Annotated in this window: 15 protein-coding genes; 3 read left to right on the forward strand and 12 right to left on the reverse strand. The window is 77.4% G+C overall.

The features are described 5' to 3' along the window. A complete protein-coding gene (ribD, locus tag BUE37_RS21620; RefSeq protein WP_073422630.1) occupies positions 1–1,059 on the reverse strand; it encodes a bifunctional diaminohydroxyphosphoribosylaminopyrimidine deaminase/5-amino-6-(5-phosphoribosylamino)uracil reductase RibD in 1,059 nt (352 codons plus the stop codon). Continuing rightward, the gene (gene rpe, locus BUE37_RS21625) at positions 1,059–1,730 is read right to left on the reverse strand and encodes a ribulose-phosphate 3-epimerase (RefSeq protein WP_245794861.1); all 672 of its coding nucleotides are present in this window, start codon (positions 1,728–1,730) and stop codon (positions 1,059–1,061) included. The genes ribD and rpe overlap by 1 nt, the downstream gene beginning before the upstream one ends. A gap of 58 nt (positions 1,731–1,788) precedes the next feature. Here rpe and BUE37_RS21630 point away from each other — a divergent pair, with 58 nt between their 5' ends. Both BUE37_RS21630 and BUE37_RS21635 read left to right on the forward strand, forming a co-directional pair. After that, positions 1,789–2,280 carry a type II toxin-antitoxin system RatA family toxin gene (locus BUE37_RS21630; RefSeq protein ID WP_073422527.1) on the forward strand — a complete coding sequence of 164 codons (492 nt, stop codon included), beginning with the start codon at positions 1,789–1,791 and terminating at the stop codon, positions 2,278–2,280. Between the two features lie 44 nt (positions 2,281–2,324). Further along, positions 2,325–3,788 carry an aldehyde dehydrogenase family protein gene (locus BUE37_RS21635; protein ID WP_073422528.1) on the forward strand — a complete coding sequence of 488 codons (1,464 nt, stop codon included), beginning with the start codon at positions 2,325–2,327 and terminating at the stop codon, positions 3,786–3,788. 67 nt (positions 3,789–3,855) lie between these two features. Here the strand turns inward: BUE37_RS21635 and BUE37_RS21640 are convergent, their stop codons facing one another. Next, positions 3,856–4,353, reverse strand: coding sequence for a GNAT family N-acetyltransferase (locus BUE37_RS21640; RefSeq protein ID WP_073422529.1), 498 nt, complete (start codon positions 4,351–4,353; stop codon positions 3,856–3,858). Between the two features lie 192 nt (positions 4,354–4,545). Here BUE37_RS21640 and BUE37_RS21645 point away from each other — a divergent pair, with 192 nt between their 5' ends. Next, a complete protein-coding gene (locus tag BUE37_RS21645; RefSeq protein ID WP_139253095.1) occupies positions 4,546–5,247 on the forward strand; it encodes a hypothetical protein in 702 nt (233 codons plus the stop codon). A gap of 37 nt (positions 5,248–5,284) precedes the next feature. Here BUE37_RS21645 and BUE37_RS21650 read toward each other — a convergent pair whose 3' ends face one another. From BUE37_RS21650 to mihF, 9 genes are all read right to left on the reverse strand, one after another. After that, positions 5,285–6,697, reverse strand: coding sequence for an RsmB/NOP family class I SAM-dependent RNA methyltransferase (locus tag BUE37_RS21650; RefSeq protein WP_073422531.1), 1,413 nt, complete (start codon positions 6,695–6,697; stop codon positions 5,285–5,287). Further along, a complete protein-coding gene (gene fmt / locus BUE37_RS21655; protein ID WP_281248107.1) occupies positions 6,694–7,671 on the reverse strand; it encodes a methionyl-tRNA formyltransferase in 978 nt (325 codons plus the stop codon). Before fmt ends, BUE37_RS21650 begins: the two co-directional genes overlap by 4 nt. Then, on the reverse strand, positions 7,620–8,153 hold the full coding sequence (gene def / locus BUE37_RS21660; protein WP_073422532.1) for a peptide deformylase: 534 nt from the start codon (positions 8,151–8,153) through the stop codon (positions 7,620–7,622). Before def ends, fmt begins: the two co-directional genes overlap by 52 nt. Before the next feature lie 187 nt (positions 8,154–8,340). After that, positions 8,341–10,287 (reverse strand): primosomal protein N', encoded by a 1,947-nt coding sequence (locus tag BUE37_RS21665; protein ID WP_139253096.1) that lies wholly within the window; start codon positions 10,285–10,287, stop codon positions 8,341–8,343. Between the two features lie 115 nt (positions 10,288–10,402). After that, entirely contained in the window at positions 10,403–11,599 is a 1,197-nt protein-coding gene (gene metK, locus BUE37_RS21670) for a methionine adenosyltransferase (RefSeq protein ID WP_073422533.1), read from the reverse strand. 94 nt (positions 11,600–11,693) lie between these two features. After that, complete coding sequence (coaBC, locus tag BUE37_RS21675) at positions 11,694–12,920, reverse strand: bifunctional phosphopantothenoylcysteine decarboxylase/phosphopantothenate--cysteine ligase CoaBC (RefSeq protein ID WP_073422534.1); 1,227 nt, start codon at positions 12,918–12,920, stop codon at positions 11,694–11,696. 79 nt (positions 12,921–12,999) lie between these two features. Then, entirely contained in the window at positions 13,000–13,263 is a 264-nt protein-coding gene (rpoZ, locus tag BUE37_RS21680) for a DNA-directed RNA polymerase subunit omega (RefSeq protein WP_012949163.1), read from the reverse strand. Positions 13,264–13,321: 58 nt separating this feature from the next. Beyond that, positions 13,322–13,927, reverse strand: a complete 606-nt coding sequence (gmk, locus tag BUE37_RS21685) for a guanylate kinase (protein ID WP_073422535.1) — start codon at positions 13,925–13,927, stop codon at positions 13,322–13,324. 64 nt (positions 13,928–13,991) lie between these two features. Next, on the reverse strand, positions 13,992–14,348 hold the full coding sequence (gene mihF / locus BUE37_RS21690; protein ID WP_073422536.1) for an integration host factor, actinobacterial type: 357 nt from the start codon (positions 14,346–14,348) through the stop codon (positions 13,992–13,994). Between the last annotated feature and the right edge of the window lie 40 nt (positions 14,349–14,388).

Below are 14,388 nucleotides of genomic sequence, written 5' to 3' on the forward strand. Positions count from 1 at the left end.
TCAGTCCCTCCCGTCGGCGCGCGGTCCGACCCCAGTGTGACCTGTGGGCCGGAGGCGGATCTGCACGTCCCCGCCCAGCGGGGTGACCTCCCGCAGCTCCAGGCTCAGCGCGGCGCCGATCGTGCTGATTCCCAGGTCCCCCACCAGGGAGGGACCCGCGCCGAGCAGCTTCGGCGCGAGGTGCACCAGCACCTCGTCGACCAGCCCCTCCCGCAGGAACGCGGCGGCGAGCGTCGGGCCGCCCTCGAGCAGCACCCGGCGGACGTCGCGGTCGAAGAGCTCGGCGAGCAGCCCGGCCGGCCCGTCGGCCCGGCTGACGAGCGTCGGGGCGGCGCCGTCGAGGACGCGGGCGCCCGCCGGGACCCGGCCGCGGCGGTCGTGCACGACGCGCAGCGGCTGGCGGGGCGCGTCGCGGCCGTCGGCGTCGCGGACGGTGAGCTGCGGGTCGTCGGCGAGGACGGTGCCCGACCCGACGAGGACGGCGTCGCACCCGGCCCGCAGCCGGTGGACGGCGGCGCGCGCGACCGGGCCGGTGATCCAGCGGCTGGTGCCGTCGGCGGCGGCGACCCTCCCGTCGAGGGTGGCGCCGGCCTTCCAGACGACGAACGGCCGGCCCACGCGGGCGCCGGTCAGCCAGGCGGCGAGCGCGCCCTCCTCGGCGGCCTCCCGCTCCACGCCGACCTCGACGTCGACCCCGGCGGCGCGCAGCCGCTCGGCGCCGCCGCCGGCCAGGCCGGTGGGCTCGGGGACGGCGACGAGGACGCGGGCGACGCCGGCGGCGAGCAGCGCGTCGGCGCACGGGCCGGTGCGGCCGGTGTGCGCGCACGGCTCGAGGGTGACGACGGCGGTGCCGCCGCGGGCGCGCTCGCCGGCCCGGGCCAGCGCGTGCACCTCCGCGTGCGGGCCGCCCGGCGGGGAGGTGGCGCCCTCCCCCACGACCGCGCCGTCGGCGTCGAGGACGACCGCGCCGACGGGCGGGTTCGGGCTGGTGGTGCCGAGGACGCTCGCGCCGAGCTCGCGCGCCCGGGCCATGGCGGCGCGCTCCTGCGGGCTGACCATCACCCGGCGGCCGGGGTGGCCAGGTCGCGCAGGGCGGCGATGGCGCGCGACGGGTCGTCGGCGCCGTAGACGGCCGAGCCCGCGACGAAGACGTCGGCGCCAGCCTCCGCGGCCTGCGCGATGGTGTCGGCGTTGATGCCGCCGTCGACCTCGACGAGCACCTGCAGGTGGCCGGTGTCGACGAGCTCGCGGGCGCGGCGCACCTTCGGCAGCACCTCGGCCATGAACGCCTGGCCGCCGAAGCCGGGCTCGACGGTCATGACCAGCAGGGTGTCGAAGTCGCGCAGCACCTCCTCGTAGCGCTCGAGCGGGGTGCCGGGCTTGAGCGCGAGGCCCGCCAGGGCACCGGCGGCGCGGATGTCGCGGGCGACGTCACGGGGGTCGCCGGTGCAGGCCTCGGCGTGCACGGTGACGTTGCGGGAGCCGAGCTCGGCGTAGCCCGGCGCCCAGCGCTCGGGGGCCTCGATCATCAGGTGGCAGTCCAGCGGCACGGGACTGACGGCGTGGATCGCCTCGACCACCGGCCGGCCCAGCGTCAGGTTGGGCACGAAGTGGGCGTCCATGACGTCGACGTGCAGCCAGTCGGCGTCGGCCACGCGGGCCACCTCGTCGGCCAGCCGGGCGAAGTCCGCCGAGAGCAGGCTGGGGGCGATCATCGGGGTGCGGGCCACGTCGTCCGAGTCTAGGTGCGCCGTGATCACCGCCGGTCCGGCCGGGTAGGGGCGGGGCATGGCACAGGTCGAGGCGAGCGCCGACGTCCCCGTGGAGCCGGCGCTGGCGTTCGCCGTCTCGCAGACCACCGGGGCCACCCGCTACCGGTGGGACCGCTTCGTCCGCGAGCAGCACCTGCTGGGCGCGGACCGGCCCGGGAAGGGCGTGCGGACGGCGACCCGGTCGCGGCACGGGCTCGCGATGGTCAGCGAGTACGTCTCCTACGTGCCGCCGTCGCACGTGGGCATGCGGATGGTGCGCGGGCCGTGGTTCTTCGCGGTGTTCGCCGGCAGCTGGCGGTTCACGCCGCTGCCCGGCGGCGGCACCCGGGCGGTGTGGCGCTACGTGTTCCGCTGCCGGCCGTCGTGGCTCGCGCCGGTGGCCGAGCGGATCGGCACCGCGCTGCTCGGCCGCGACATCCGGCGGCGCATCGCCGGGTTCGCCCGGGGCTGCGCCGACCCGGAGGTGCTCGCGGTGGCCCGGCGGGAGCTGGAGAGCGACGCCCGCTGACGGGGGCGCGTGTCCGGAGGACCCCACCGGGTAGCCCACGACCCATGGCTCTCCCCCGCTACGACGGCTTCGACCGCATGCCCATCGCCGGTACCTGGCGTGAGGGGCGCAGCGAGAAGACGGCGGCCGACACCGACCCCTACACCGGCGAGACGCTCACCGAGATCCGCCTGGCCACCGCCGACGACCTCGACGAGGCCTACGCCGCCGCCCGCGAGGCGCAGCGCGAGTGGGCCGCGCGGCTGCCCAGCGACCGGGCCGACGTGCTGCGCCGGGCCGCCCGGATCATGGAGGACCGCGAGGACGAGATCGTCGACTGGCACGTCCGCGAGAGCGGTGCCGCCGCCCCGGCCGCGCAGTTCGAGTACGCGATCACGCTGCGGGACTTCCACGAGGCGTCGTCCTACCCGTACCGCGTCGAGGGCCGGATCCTGCCGGCCGACGTCGAGGGCAAGGAGAGCCGCGTCTACCGGCGGCCGGTGGGCGTGGTCGCCGTCATCAGCCCGTGGAACGTGCCGATGCACCTGTCCAACCGGTCGGTGGCCCCGGCGCTGGCGCTGGGCAACGCCGTCGTCCTCAAGCCCGCCGGCGACACCCCGGTGACCGGCGGCCTGCTGCTGGCGAAGGTGTACGAGGAGGCCGGGCTGCCGCCGGGCCTGCTGTCGGTGGTCATCGGCTCGGGCTCGGAGATCGGCGACGCGATCGTGTCCCACCCGACGCCGCGGGTGGTGTCGTTCACCGGGTCGACGCCGGTGGGCAAGGGCATCGCCGAGAAGGCGGGCCTCAAGAAGCTGTCGCTCGAGCTGGGCGGCAACGGCCCGCTGGTGGTGCTCGACGACGCCGACCTCGACCTCGCCGTCGACGCCGCCGTGTTCGGGAAGTTCTTCCACCAGGGCCAGGTCTGCATGATCACCAACCGGATCGTCGTCGACGACTCGGTGCACGACGCGTTCGTCGAGCGCTACGTGGAGCGGGTGCGCGGGCTCAAGGTGGGCGACCCGCGGGAGCCGGACACGGTCATCGGCCCGATCATCAACGGCAAGCAGCTCGAGGGGATCCAGGAGAAGGTCGCGCAGGCCCGCGAGGACGGCGCCGAGCAGGTCCTCGGCGGCGACCCGACCGGCCCGATCGGGTCGGTGCTCCCGCCGCACGTGCTGCTGGGCACCAACGACGTCGCCACCGCCCGGCAGGAGGTCTTCGGGCCGGTCGCGACGGTCATCCGGGCCTCCGGCGAGGACGAGGCGCTGGCCATCGCCAACGACACCGAGTACGGCCTGTCCAGCGCGGTGTTCACCCGCGACACCGAGCGCGGCGTCCGGTTCGCGCTGCGGGTCGAGGCGGGGATGACCCACGTCAACGACTCGCCGCTCAACGACGAGAACAACACCGCGTTCGGCGGGGAGAAGGAGTCCGGCCTCGGCCGGTTCGGCGGCGAGTGGGCGATCGACGAGTTCACCACCGACCACTGGGTCAGCGTCCAGCACACCCGGCGGCAGTACCCGTTCTGACCGTCGAGGCCCGAGCGGCGCGCGGCCGGCTCCCCCGGGGCCGGCCGCGCGCCGGGGTCGGGCCCGGTCAGTCGCGGTCGGGCAGGGCGGTCCACTCGGCCCACGACAGGTCGCGGCCGACGTAGCGCGGCGCCCGGAGCGGCCACTCCGCCGCCAGCCAACGCGGCACGAAAGCGTCGAGGGCCGCCTCGACGTCGGTGCCGACCAGCCGGTCGACCACCCACCAGGACACCTCGGCGTCGGCGTCGCCGGCCTTCTCCGGCGGGTCGACGTAGACGCAGCCGAGCAGCTCGGTCTCGTCCTCGTCGAGCAGCGCGTAGTTGAAGCTCTCGTGCGCCTCGATCTCCCGCTCGTGGCGGGCGAGGTCCTCGCGGTCCTGGTCCTCGGTCATGGTCGCGGGCGGCCAGCCCCAGGCGGCGCCGTAGATGTCCCACAACCGCTCGCGGGAGCCCATGACGGCGGGGTGGTCGATGGCGGTGTCGGCCGCGCGGATCGGCCGCAGGTGCTGACCGGTGGGCAGGTCGGCGCGGACCGGGTGGACGAAGTCGTCGGGGAGCCAGGGCACGGCGGGGCAGGGTAGGCGCGCGGCGGCGGATCCGGAACGGATGTGCACGCGGCGCGACCGGGTGGGTAGGGGCGCCGCGATGCGTGCACACGGTGAGCTGTCCCCGGTCCGGGTGGACCTGCCCTGGGCGGGGGTCGCCGGGCCGGGTGACCGGGAGGCGGACCGGCCCGCCGGCGGCTACGGTCCGTGATCGTGCGCACCGCCCCGTCCCCCGTCCTCCGCCGGCCGGTCTGGCCGTCGGGCGATCCGGTGACGGTGCGTCACGGGTCGGTGACGGTCCGGCCGGCGGCCTCCCGGGCCCCGGCCACCTGGACGGCGGGCCTGCTGCTGCCCGCCGTCGTCCTCGGGCTCGGCGTGCCGCGGATGCTGCTCACCGGCGACTACGCGGGCCTGCACGGTTACGCCGCCTGGGCGTTGCTCGCCGCGGTGGCCGGCGTGGGGGCCGCCCTGGCGCTGCTGACGCCGGTCGTGCCGGCGCTGTCGCGCCGGGCCGCCGAGGTCGCGCGGATGCGGCACGCGCTGCGCACCCACACCGACCCGGGCCCCGACCTGCGCGCCCGCCTGGACCTCTCCGCCCGCCGCGTGCTGCGGCTGCACTGGATGGGCCGGGCGATGCCCGTGCTGCCCGCGGTGCTGCTCCTGCAGGCCGAGTGGGACTCCCCGGCGACGTCGTTGCCGGCCGCCGTCGTGCTCGTCGCGGGCTACACGGCGCTGGCGCTGTGGCACCGGCGCCAGACGCTCGCCGCGGCCTGGTGGGTGGCCGACCGCCCGGGGCCCGCGCGCCCGGCGCCCCCGGTGCCGTGGTGGGAGCCGTGGCTGGGCGGCCGGCGCCTGCTCGCCCTCTCCGGCGGCTACGTGCTGCTCGTCGTCCTGGTCACGCTGCTCGCCCGCTGACGGCCCCCCGGCGCCCGCCGCGCCGGCCGCGCCGCGGTCAGCGGGTGCGGCGCAGCAGGGCCAGGAACATCGCGTCGGTGCCGTGCCGGTGCGGCCACAGCTGCCCGTAGGGCCCGCGCTCGACCCCGGGCACCTCCCCGAACAGCGGCGCCACCGGCAGCACCTCGACGTCGTCCCGCGCGGCCGCCGCGTCGGCCACCGCGACCGTCTCCGCCGCGTGCGGCGAGCAGGTCACGTAGGCGACCACCCCGCCGGGGCGCACGGAGGCCAGCGCGCGGTCGAGCAGCGCCGTCTGCAGCTCCACCAGCGGCGCGACGTCGTCGGCCGTGCGCCGCCAGCGCACCTCCGGCCGCCGGCGCAGCGCGCCCAGGCCGGTGCACGGCGCGTCGAGCAGCACCCGGTCGAAGGAGCCCGCGGCCCACGGCGGCTCCCGCCCGTCGGCCACCAGCACCTCGACGTCGTCCTCGCCGGCCAGCGCCCCGCGCACCAGCTCGGCGCGGTGCGGCGCGCGGTCGGCGGCGGTCAGGTGCACCCCGGCCGGGCGGACGGCGGCCAGCAGCCCGGCCTTGCCGCCGGGGCCGGCGCACACGTCGAGCCAGCGGGCGTCGGGGCCCTCCAGCGGCGCGCGGGTGAGCAGCAGCGCGGCGAGCTGGCTGCCCTCGTCCTGCACGGCGGCCCGGCCGGCGCGCACCGACGGCAGCCGGCCCGGGTCCCCCCCGCCCAGGCGCACCGCGTACGGCGACCACGGCCCGGGCGTCCCGCCGGACTCCTCGGCGAGCGCGGCGCGGTCGACGTGCCGGGCGACCAGGTGCACCTCGGGGGCGGCGTCGTCGGCGAGCAGCGCCTCCTCGAGCTCCGCCTCCCCGGCCGCGTCTCCCCCGAGCGCCTCGCGCCAGGCCGCCACGATCCACTCGGGGTGGTCGGTGGCCAGCGCCAGGCGACGGTCGCCGTCGGCCCCGAGCTGCGCCAGCCACGCGGCGCGGTCCCCGCCGGCGGCGACCTTGCGCAGCACCGCGTTGGCCAGGCCGGAGGCGCCGGGCCCGACGATCGCGCGGACCAGGTCGACGGTGGTGGCCACGGCGGCGTGCGCGGGGACGCGCAGGTCGACCAGCTGGTAGGCGCCGAGGCGCAGCAGGTCGAGCAGCCGGCGGTCGAGGTCGGCGAGCGGGCGGTCGACCAGCCGGGCGAGGACCGCGTCGAGGGTGCCCTGCGCGCGCAGCGCCCCGTAGGCGAGCTGGGTGGCGAAGGCGGCGTCGCGCGGCTCGAGCTGCCGCTCCCGCAGCAGCTGGGGCAGCAGCAGGTTGGCGTAGGCCTCGCGCGCGGAGACGCCGTCGAGGACGTCGTAGGCGGTCAGGCGGGCGCCGTCGAGCGGGGCGCGGCGGGGCGGGCGGCGGGGCCCGCCGCGCTGCCCTCCACGCGCGCCGGCCGGACGCCGGGGCGGGCCGCTCACGAGCCGAACCGCTCGCCGGGCGCCGGGCGGGCGCCGCGGGCCCAGTCGGCGGCCGGGTGCATGCGCTTGCCGGCCGGCTGGACGTCGCCGAGGCGCACCGCGCCGCGGCCGGTGCCGACGACGACACCGGTCGGGCCGGGCGACACCTCCCCGGCCTCCAGCGCGAGCGACGTCGGCAGCGGCTCGACCGGGCCCAGGCGGAACCGCTCGCCGCGCCAGGTGGTCCAGGCCCCCGGCGCCGGGGTCACGCCCCGGACGCGGCGGTCGACGACGTGCGCGGGCAGCTCCCAGTCGACGCGGGCGTCGGCGGTCTCGATGCGCGGCGCGAGGCTCACCCCGTCGGCCGACTGCGGCTGCGGCTCGAGCTCCCCGGAGGCGATGCCGTCGAGGGTGGCGACGAGCAGCCGGGCGCCGCTGACGGCGAGCCGGCCGAGCAGGTCGCCCGCGGTGTCGCGGGGGCCGATCGGCTCGGTGACCAGGCCGAACACCGGCCCGGTGTCCAGGCCCTGCTCCAGCCGGAAGGTGCACGCGCCGGTGACCTCGTCGCCGGCCATGACCGCGTGCTGCACCGGCGCGGCGCCGCGCCAGGCGGGCAGCAGCGAGAAGTGCAGGTTGACCCAGCCGTGCGCGGGCAGGTCGAGCGCCGCGGGCGGCACGAGCGCGCCGTAGGCCACCACCGGCGCGCAGTCGACGGCGAGGTCGGCGAGCTGCGCGAGGAACTCGGGCTCCCGCGGCGAGCGGGGCTGCAGCACGGGCAGGCCGGCGGCGTCGGCGCGCTCGGCCACCGGCGAGCGGCTGACCTTGCGGCCGCGGCCGGAACGGGCGTCGGGGCGGGTGAGGACGGCGGCCACCTCGTGGCCGGAGGCCAGCAGCGCCTCCAGCGAGGGCACGGCGGCCTCGGGGGTCCCCGCGAACAGGAGCCTCAGTGGGGGCTCACCTCCACGCGCGGGACCCAGGCCTGCATGCCCTGCCACTCGGCCTCGGCGAGCGCGGCGAGGGCGGCGGTGCGCGCCTCGGGGTCGAGCCGGTCGACGAACACGACGCCGTCGAGGTGGTCGACCTCGTGCTGCACCGCGCGGGCCAGCAGGTGCGAGCCCTCCACCCGGACCGGGTCGCCGTGCTGGTTCCACCCGGTGGCCACCACGTGCAGGTGGCGGCGGCAGTCGAAGCGGTAGCCGGGGATGGACAGGCAGCCCTCGGGCGCCTCCTCGGTCTCGTCGCCGACCAGGTCGACCGAGGGGTTGACCAGGTGGCCGACCTCGCCGTCGACGTACCAGGTGAACACCCGCAGGCCGACGCCGATCTGCGGCGCGGCGAGGCCCGCTCCCCCGGCGGCGTGCATGGTCTCGGTCAGGTCGGCGACCAGCCCGCGCAGCTCGGCGTCGAAGTCGACGACCGGTGCCGCGGGCCGGTGCAGGACGGGGTCGCCCAGCAGCCGGATGGGGGTGACGCTCACCGGTCGATCGTAGGTGGCGCCCTCCCGCGCACTCGCCGGCCCGGACCAGGGCCGCCCCCGCACGATCAGGCGGGCTCACCGTGGCGCGTCCTGGCTCACCGCCGGAGGTGAGCCAGGACGCAGCACGACCAGGCCGCCTGATCGTGCGGGGACCTCTCCTACGGGGCCGGGATCGTGCCCGGGGGGCTCAGACCAGCTCGAGGGGGTCGAGCTGCACGCGCACGTGCTCGCTCGCCTTCCGCGCGCTGCGGACGCCCTGCACCTCGGCGAGCGCGGTGGCCAGCGCCGTCCCCTCGCCGCGCGGCACCCGCACCAGGTAGCGCTCCCGCTCGCCCTCCTGGCCCGGCCGCGGGGGCTCGGGCACCGGCCCGAGCAGGTCGGCGTCGCCGGGCAGCCGGGCGGCGCCGAGGAACTCCGCGAGCGCCGCCGGCGACCCCGACAGCGCGGCCATCCGGGTGGCCGGCGGGAAGCCCAGCGCCCGCCGGTCGGCGAGCTCCCGCTCCGCCAGCCAGCCCGGGTCCCAGCGCACCAGGGCCTGGACGACGGGGTGCGCGGCGTCGGCCGCCACGACGACGGTGCCCCGCGGCCGCACCAGCGTGGCCGCGTTCATCCAGCGGCGCAGCGTCTCCTCGCCCGCTCGCAGGTCGGCGCGGCCGAGCAGCGCCCACGAGTCGAGCAGCAGCGCCGCGCCGTACCCGCCCTCGGCCACCGGCTCCGCGCCCGGCGTCGCGACCACCAGCGCCGGGCCGCCGGACACCGTCGGCAGCACCCCCGAGGACCGCCCGGACACCCGCACCGGGGCGCCGGGGAACGCCCGCCCGAGCTCCTCGGCGGTGCGCGCGGCCCCCACGACGGAGGCGCGCAGCTTGGTGCCGTGGCAGTGCGGGCAGTCGAAGACCGTGGCCGGGCGGGCGCACCACCGGCACGCGGGGATGCGCGAGCCGCCGGGCCCGGGCGTGGGCGAGACGCCGAGCGGGCCGGAGCACACCGCGCAGCGGGCCGGCGCCCGGCAGCGGTCGCAGGACAGGCCCGGCGCGTAGCCGGAGCGCGGCACCTGCACCAGCACGGGCGTGCCCTCGGCGAGCGCGGCGCGGGCCACCCGGTGGGCGAGGCTGGGCAGCCGCGCGGTGCGGGCGGCCGGGTCGCGCGCGAGCTCGGAGTCCTCCCCCAGCGCCTGCACCCGCGGCATGGCGGCGCGCAGGGTGGCCCGCTCGGCGGCGAGCTCGTGCGCCCAGCCGCTCTCCACCAGCAGCGCGGCCTCGGCGGTGCGCGCGGTGGCCGCGACGACGGCCGCGCACCCGGTCAGGTGGGCGCGGTGCATCAGCACGTCGCGGGCGTGCGCGTAGGGCGCCCGCGGCTCGGCGTGCAGGTCGTCGCCGTCGTCCCAGACGGCCACCAGGCCGAGGTCGGCGACGGGCGCGAACGCCGCCCCGCGGGTGCCGAGGACGACCTTCGCGCTGCCGCGGGCGGCGTCGAGGAAGCGCCGGTAGCGGGCGTCGGGGGCGGCGTCGGCGCGCAGCACGACGAACGAGCCCGTGGGCAGGACGGCGCCGGCGGCGGCCTCCAGCCGGTCGAGGTCGCGCCCGTCGGGGACGACGACGAGCGCGCCGCGCCCGCCCGACAGCGCCGCCCGGCACAGCTCGGCGAGCCGCGCCGGCCAGTCCTCGCCGGGCAGCGCCGTCCACACCGCGCGCGCCGGGCGGCCCTCCGCGACGGCGGCCAGCAGCGCGGGCCCCGTCGGATAGCGGGCGAACCCGGCCGGGTCGGGCGGCTCCGGTGGCGGCGGGGGCTCGGCGGGCGGGCGCTTCTCCGCGGCGGCGCGGCGCGGCGGGATGGCCAGCCGCAGCACGTCGACGAGCGTGCCGCCCCAGCGCTGCGCCACCGAGCGGGCGAGCGCCGCGACCTCCGGGGTGAGCACCGGCTCGGAGGACACCAGCTTGGCCAGCGGCGCGAGCTTGCGGCCGGTCTCGCTGGAGGTGGCGAGCTCCAGCACGAACCCGTCGACCAGCTGCCCGGCGAAGCGGACCCGCACACGGCAGCCGGCGCGGACCTCCCCGGCCATGTCGTCGGGGATCGCGTAGTCGAAGGCGCGGTCCAGGTGCGCCAGCGGCACGTCGACGACGACCCGGGCCACCGTGGGGCGGCCCGGGTCGCCGGGAGGTGGTGCGGCCGTGCTCAGGGCGTTCTCCGTCCGGTCGTCGTCCCCGCGAGTCTCCCCGCGGGGTACGACGCGTCCTGCTCCGGGGAGGTCAGGCCCCGACGGCCGACCGGAGCGCGTCGGCCCGGTCGGTGCGCTCCCACGGCAGCTCGACGTCGGTGCGGCCGAAGTGGCCGTAGGCGGCGGTCGGGCCGTAGATGGGCCGCAGCAGGTCCAGGTCGCGCACGATGGCGCCCGGGCGCAGGTCGAACACCGTGGTGACGGCCTTCTCCAGGACGTCGTCGGCCACGGTGCCGGTGCCGTGCGTGTCGACGAACAGGCCGACGGGGTGCGCGGCGCCGATGGCGTAGGCGACCTGCACCTCGCAGCGGCGGGCCAGGCCCGCGGCGACGACGTTCTTGGCCACCCAGCGCATCGCGTAGGCGCCGGAGCGGTCGACCTTCGACGGGTCCTTGCCGGAGAACGCGCCGCCGCCGTGGCGGGCCATGCCGCCGTACGTGTCGACGATGATCTTGCGGCCGGTCAGGCCGGCGTCGCCCATCGGGCCGCCGATCACGAACTTGCCCGTGGGGTTGACCAGCAGCCGGTAGCCGTCGGTGGGCAGCCCGAGCGCCTGCAGCTCCGGCTCCACGACGAGCTCCTGCACGTCGGGGGTGAGCAGCTGCTCGATGGAGATGTCCTCGGCGTGCTGCGAGGAGACGACGACGGTGTCGACGCCGACCGGCCGGTCGTCCTCGTAGACGACGGTGACCTGGGTCTTGCCGTCGGGGCGCAGGTAGGGCACCGAGCCGTCCTTGCGGACCGCCGACAGCCGGCGGGAGAGCCGGTGCGCCAGCGCGATCGGCAGCGGCATGAGCTCGGGGGTCTCGTCGGTGGCGTAGCCGAACATGAGCCCCTGGTCGCCGGCGCCCTGGCGCTCGATCTCGTCGTCGGTCGCGCCCGACGTGCGCGCCTCGTAGGCGGTGTCCACGCCCTGGGCGATGTCGGGCGACTGCGCGCCGATGGACACGCTCACGCCGCAGGAGGCGCCGTCGAAGCCCTTGCGCGAGGAGTCGTAGCCGATCCGCAGGACCGTCCTGCGGACGATGTCGGCGATGTCGACGTAGCCGGCGGTGGTGACCTCGCCGGCGATGTGCACCTGGCCGGTGGTGATCAGGGTCTCGACGGCGACGCGGCTGCGCGGGTCCTGCGCGAGCATCTCGTCGAGGATCGCGTCGGAGATCTGGTCGGCGATCTTGTCGGGGTGGCCCTCGGTCACCGACTCGGACGTGAAGAGGCGGCGTGGCACTCGGTTCTCCCTGCTGCAGTGACGAGGTACGGCCACGGTCTGCCCGCGCCGCGTGAGCACGTTACCGGCGCGACACCGGGGCGGCAGCCGACGGTCAGGCCAGGCGGGGGGTGATCGCCCGCCACACGGCCGCGGCGACGGCGTCCTTGCTGCCGTGCGGCACGTCGGTGGCGGTGCCGTCGGCGGCCAGCACGACCGCGGCGTTGTCGGGCCGGCCGAACACACCGCCCCCGGAGACGTCGTTGACCACGAGCAGGTTGCAGCCCTTGCGGGCGAGCTTGGCGCGGGCGTGGGCGAGCACGTCGCCGTCCGCGTCGCCGGTCTCGGCGGCGAAGCCGACGACGACCTGGCCGGGGGTGCGCTTGGTGACCAGCTCGGCGAGCACGTCGGGGTTGCGCACCAGCGGGACGGCGTCGGGCTCGCTGGCGCTGTCCTTCTTCAGCTTGGTGGCCGCGACCGTCGCCGGCCGGAAGTCGGCGACGGCGGCGGCCATGACGACGACGTCGGCTGCCGCTCCCCCACCCGACCCGGCCTCCTCGAGCATCGCGGCGCGCAGCTCCTCCGCCGTGCCCACCGGGACGACGCGGACGCCGAACGGCGCGGGCAGGTCGACGTTGGCCGCCACCAGGGTGACGTCGGCGCCGCGGGCGGCGGCGACGCGGGCCAGGGCCCAGCCCTGCTTGCCCGACGACCGGTTGCCCAGGTAGCGGACGGGGTCCAGCGGCTCGCGGGTGCCGCCGGCGCTGATCACCACGCGGCGGCCGGCGAGGTCGGCGCGGAGCGCGTCGGCGCCCGCGGCGAGCACGACCTGGGCGAGCGCGGCGACGTCGGCGGGCTCGGGCAGCCGGCCGGGCCCGGAGTCCGGCCCGGTGAGCCGGCCGACGGCGGGCGGCAGCACGATCGACCCGCGCCGGCGCAGGGTGGCCACGTTGTCCTGGGTGGCCGGGTGCAGCCACATCTCGGTGTGCATGGCCGGCACGAACACGACCGGGCAGTGCGCGGTGAGCAGGGTGGCGGTGAGCAGGTCGTCGGCGCGGCCGGCGGCGGCGCGGGCGAGCAGGTCGGCGGTGGCCGGGTTGACGACCACCAGCTCGGCGGTCTGGCCGATCCGGACGTGCGCGACCTCGGGCACGTCGTGCCAGACGTCGGTGGTGACGGGGTTGCCCGACAGCGCCTCGAAGGTCGCGGCGCCGACGAACCTCAGCGCCGACTCGGTGGGGACGACGCGCACGTCGTGGCCCGCCTCGGTCAGCGCCCGCAGCAGCAGGGCCGACTTGTACGCGGCCACGCCGCCGCCCACGCCCAGCACGATCCGGCTCATGCCGCCCATCCTCCCCCGGACACGGCGACGCCCCCGGTACCGCGTACCGGGGGCGTCACTCGTCAGGGCTGGTGCCGGCCTAGTTCTCGCCGGCGGTGTGGGTCAGCAGACCCTCGTTGATCTCGCGCAGCGCGATGGAGAGGGGCTTCTCCTGCGGGGCGGTGTCGACCAGCGGACCGACGTACTCCAGCAGGCCCTCGGAGAGCTGGCTGTAGTAGGCGTTGATCTGCCGCGCGCGCTTGGCGGCGAAGATCACCAGGCCGTACTTGCTGCTGGTGCGCTCGAGCAGCTCGTCGATCGGCGGGTTGGTGATGCCCTCGGGGGCGGGTGCGACTCCGGACACGGGCGGGCGTGCTCCTCGTTCGATCGGCGGGAGTGCGGGGCCTCGGGTGCGGGCCCGGTCACTCGGAGGCGCCGACCGTCCTCTCGGACGACGGCGCAGCTAGCAAGGATACCAACTCGTCCGCGGCCCGTGCGACGTCGTCGTTGACGACCACGACGTCGAACTCCCCGGCGGCGTCGAGCTCGGCCTGCGCGATGGCCAAGCGGCGCTCCTGCACGTCGCGCGTCTCCGAGCCGCGGCCGGCCAGCCGGCGCTCCAGCTCGCCCCACGACGGCGGGGCGAGGAACACCAGCTGCGCCTCGGGCGCGCGGGCGCGGACCTGGCGGGCGCCCTGCAGCTCGATCTCGAGCAGCGCCGGCGCCCCGGTCGCGAGACGCTCGCGGACCGGGGCGGCCGGTGTGCCGTAGCGGTTGCCGGCGTACTCGGCCCACTCGAGCAGGCCGTCCTCGGCGATGAGCCGGTCGAACTCGGCGCCGTCGACGAAGTGGTAGTGCACCCCGTCGACCTCACCGGGACGGCGTGCCCGGGTGGTGACCGAGACCGAGAGCCACACCTCGGGGTAGCGCCGGCGGACCTCCGCGACCACGGTGCCCTTACCCACCCCCGAGGGGCCGGAGAGCACCGTCAGGCGCGCCGGGACCGGGGACCGGTGGTCTGTGGGCAAGGCGTCCTCGTCCTGGTGCGGTGGTCCTGTGCGGTGGTGCCGTGTGGTGCGGCGGTGCGGCCGGTCAGCTCGCCGAGTCGGCCGGGACCTGCTCGGCGACGACCTGCTCGCCGCCGAACTCCGCCTCCAGGGCCCGGCGCTGGTTGGCGCCCAGGCCGCGGACGCGGCGGGTCGGCGAGATCTCGAGCCGCTCCATGATCTTCGCAGCACGGGCCTTGCCGACGCCGGGCAGGGACTCCAGCACCGCGGAGACGCGCATCTTGCCGATCACCTCGTCGGACTCGCCCTGCTTGAGGACGTCGCCGACCGTGGCGCCCTTGCTCTTGAGCCGCTCACGCAGCTCGGCGCGCGCCTTGCGGGCGGCCGCGGCCTTCTCCAGGGCGGCGGCGCGCTGTTCGGGTGACAGGTCAGGAAGGGGCATGGTGCGTGTCCGATCGTGTCGTCGCCGGGGCCTGTTCGCC

The organism is Geodermatophilus nigrescens (assembly GCF_900129495.1).
Lineage (GTDB): Bacteria > Actinomycetota > Actinomycetes > Mycobacteriales > Geodermatophilaceae > Geodermatophilus > Geodermatophilus nigrescens.

Bases quoted from the DNA above. Each gene is read 5' to 3' on its own strand.
- ribD (WP_073422630.1), bottom strand. From the start codon at position 1,059: ATGGTCAGCCCGCAGGAGCGCGCCGCCATGGCCCGGGCGCGCGAGCTC.
- BUE37_RS21630 (WP_073422527.1), top strand. From the start codon at position 1,789: ATGGCACAGGTCGAGGCGAGCGCCGACGTCCCCGTGGAGCCGGCGCTG.
- BUE37_RS21635 (WP_073422528.1), top strand. From the start codon at position 2,325: ATGGCTCTCCCCCGCTACGACGGCTTCGACCGCATGCCCATCGCCGGT.
- coaBC (WP_073422534.1), bottom strand. From the start codon at position 12,920: ATGAGCCGGATCGTGCTGGGCGTGGGCGGCGGCGTGGCCGCGTACAAG.
- mihF (WP_073422536.1), bottom strand. From the start codon at position 14,348: ATGCCCCTTCCTGACCTGTCACCCGAACAGCGCGCCGCCGCCCTGGAG.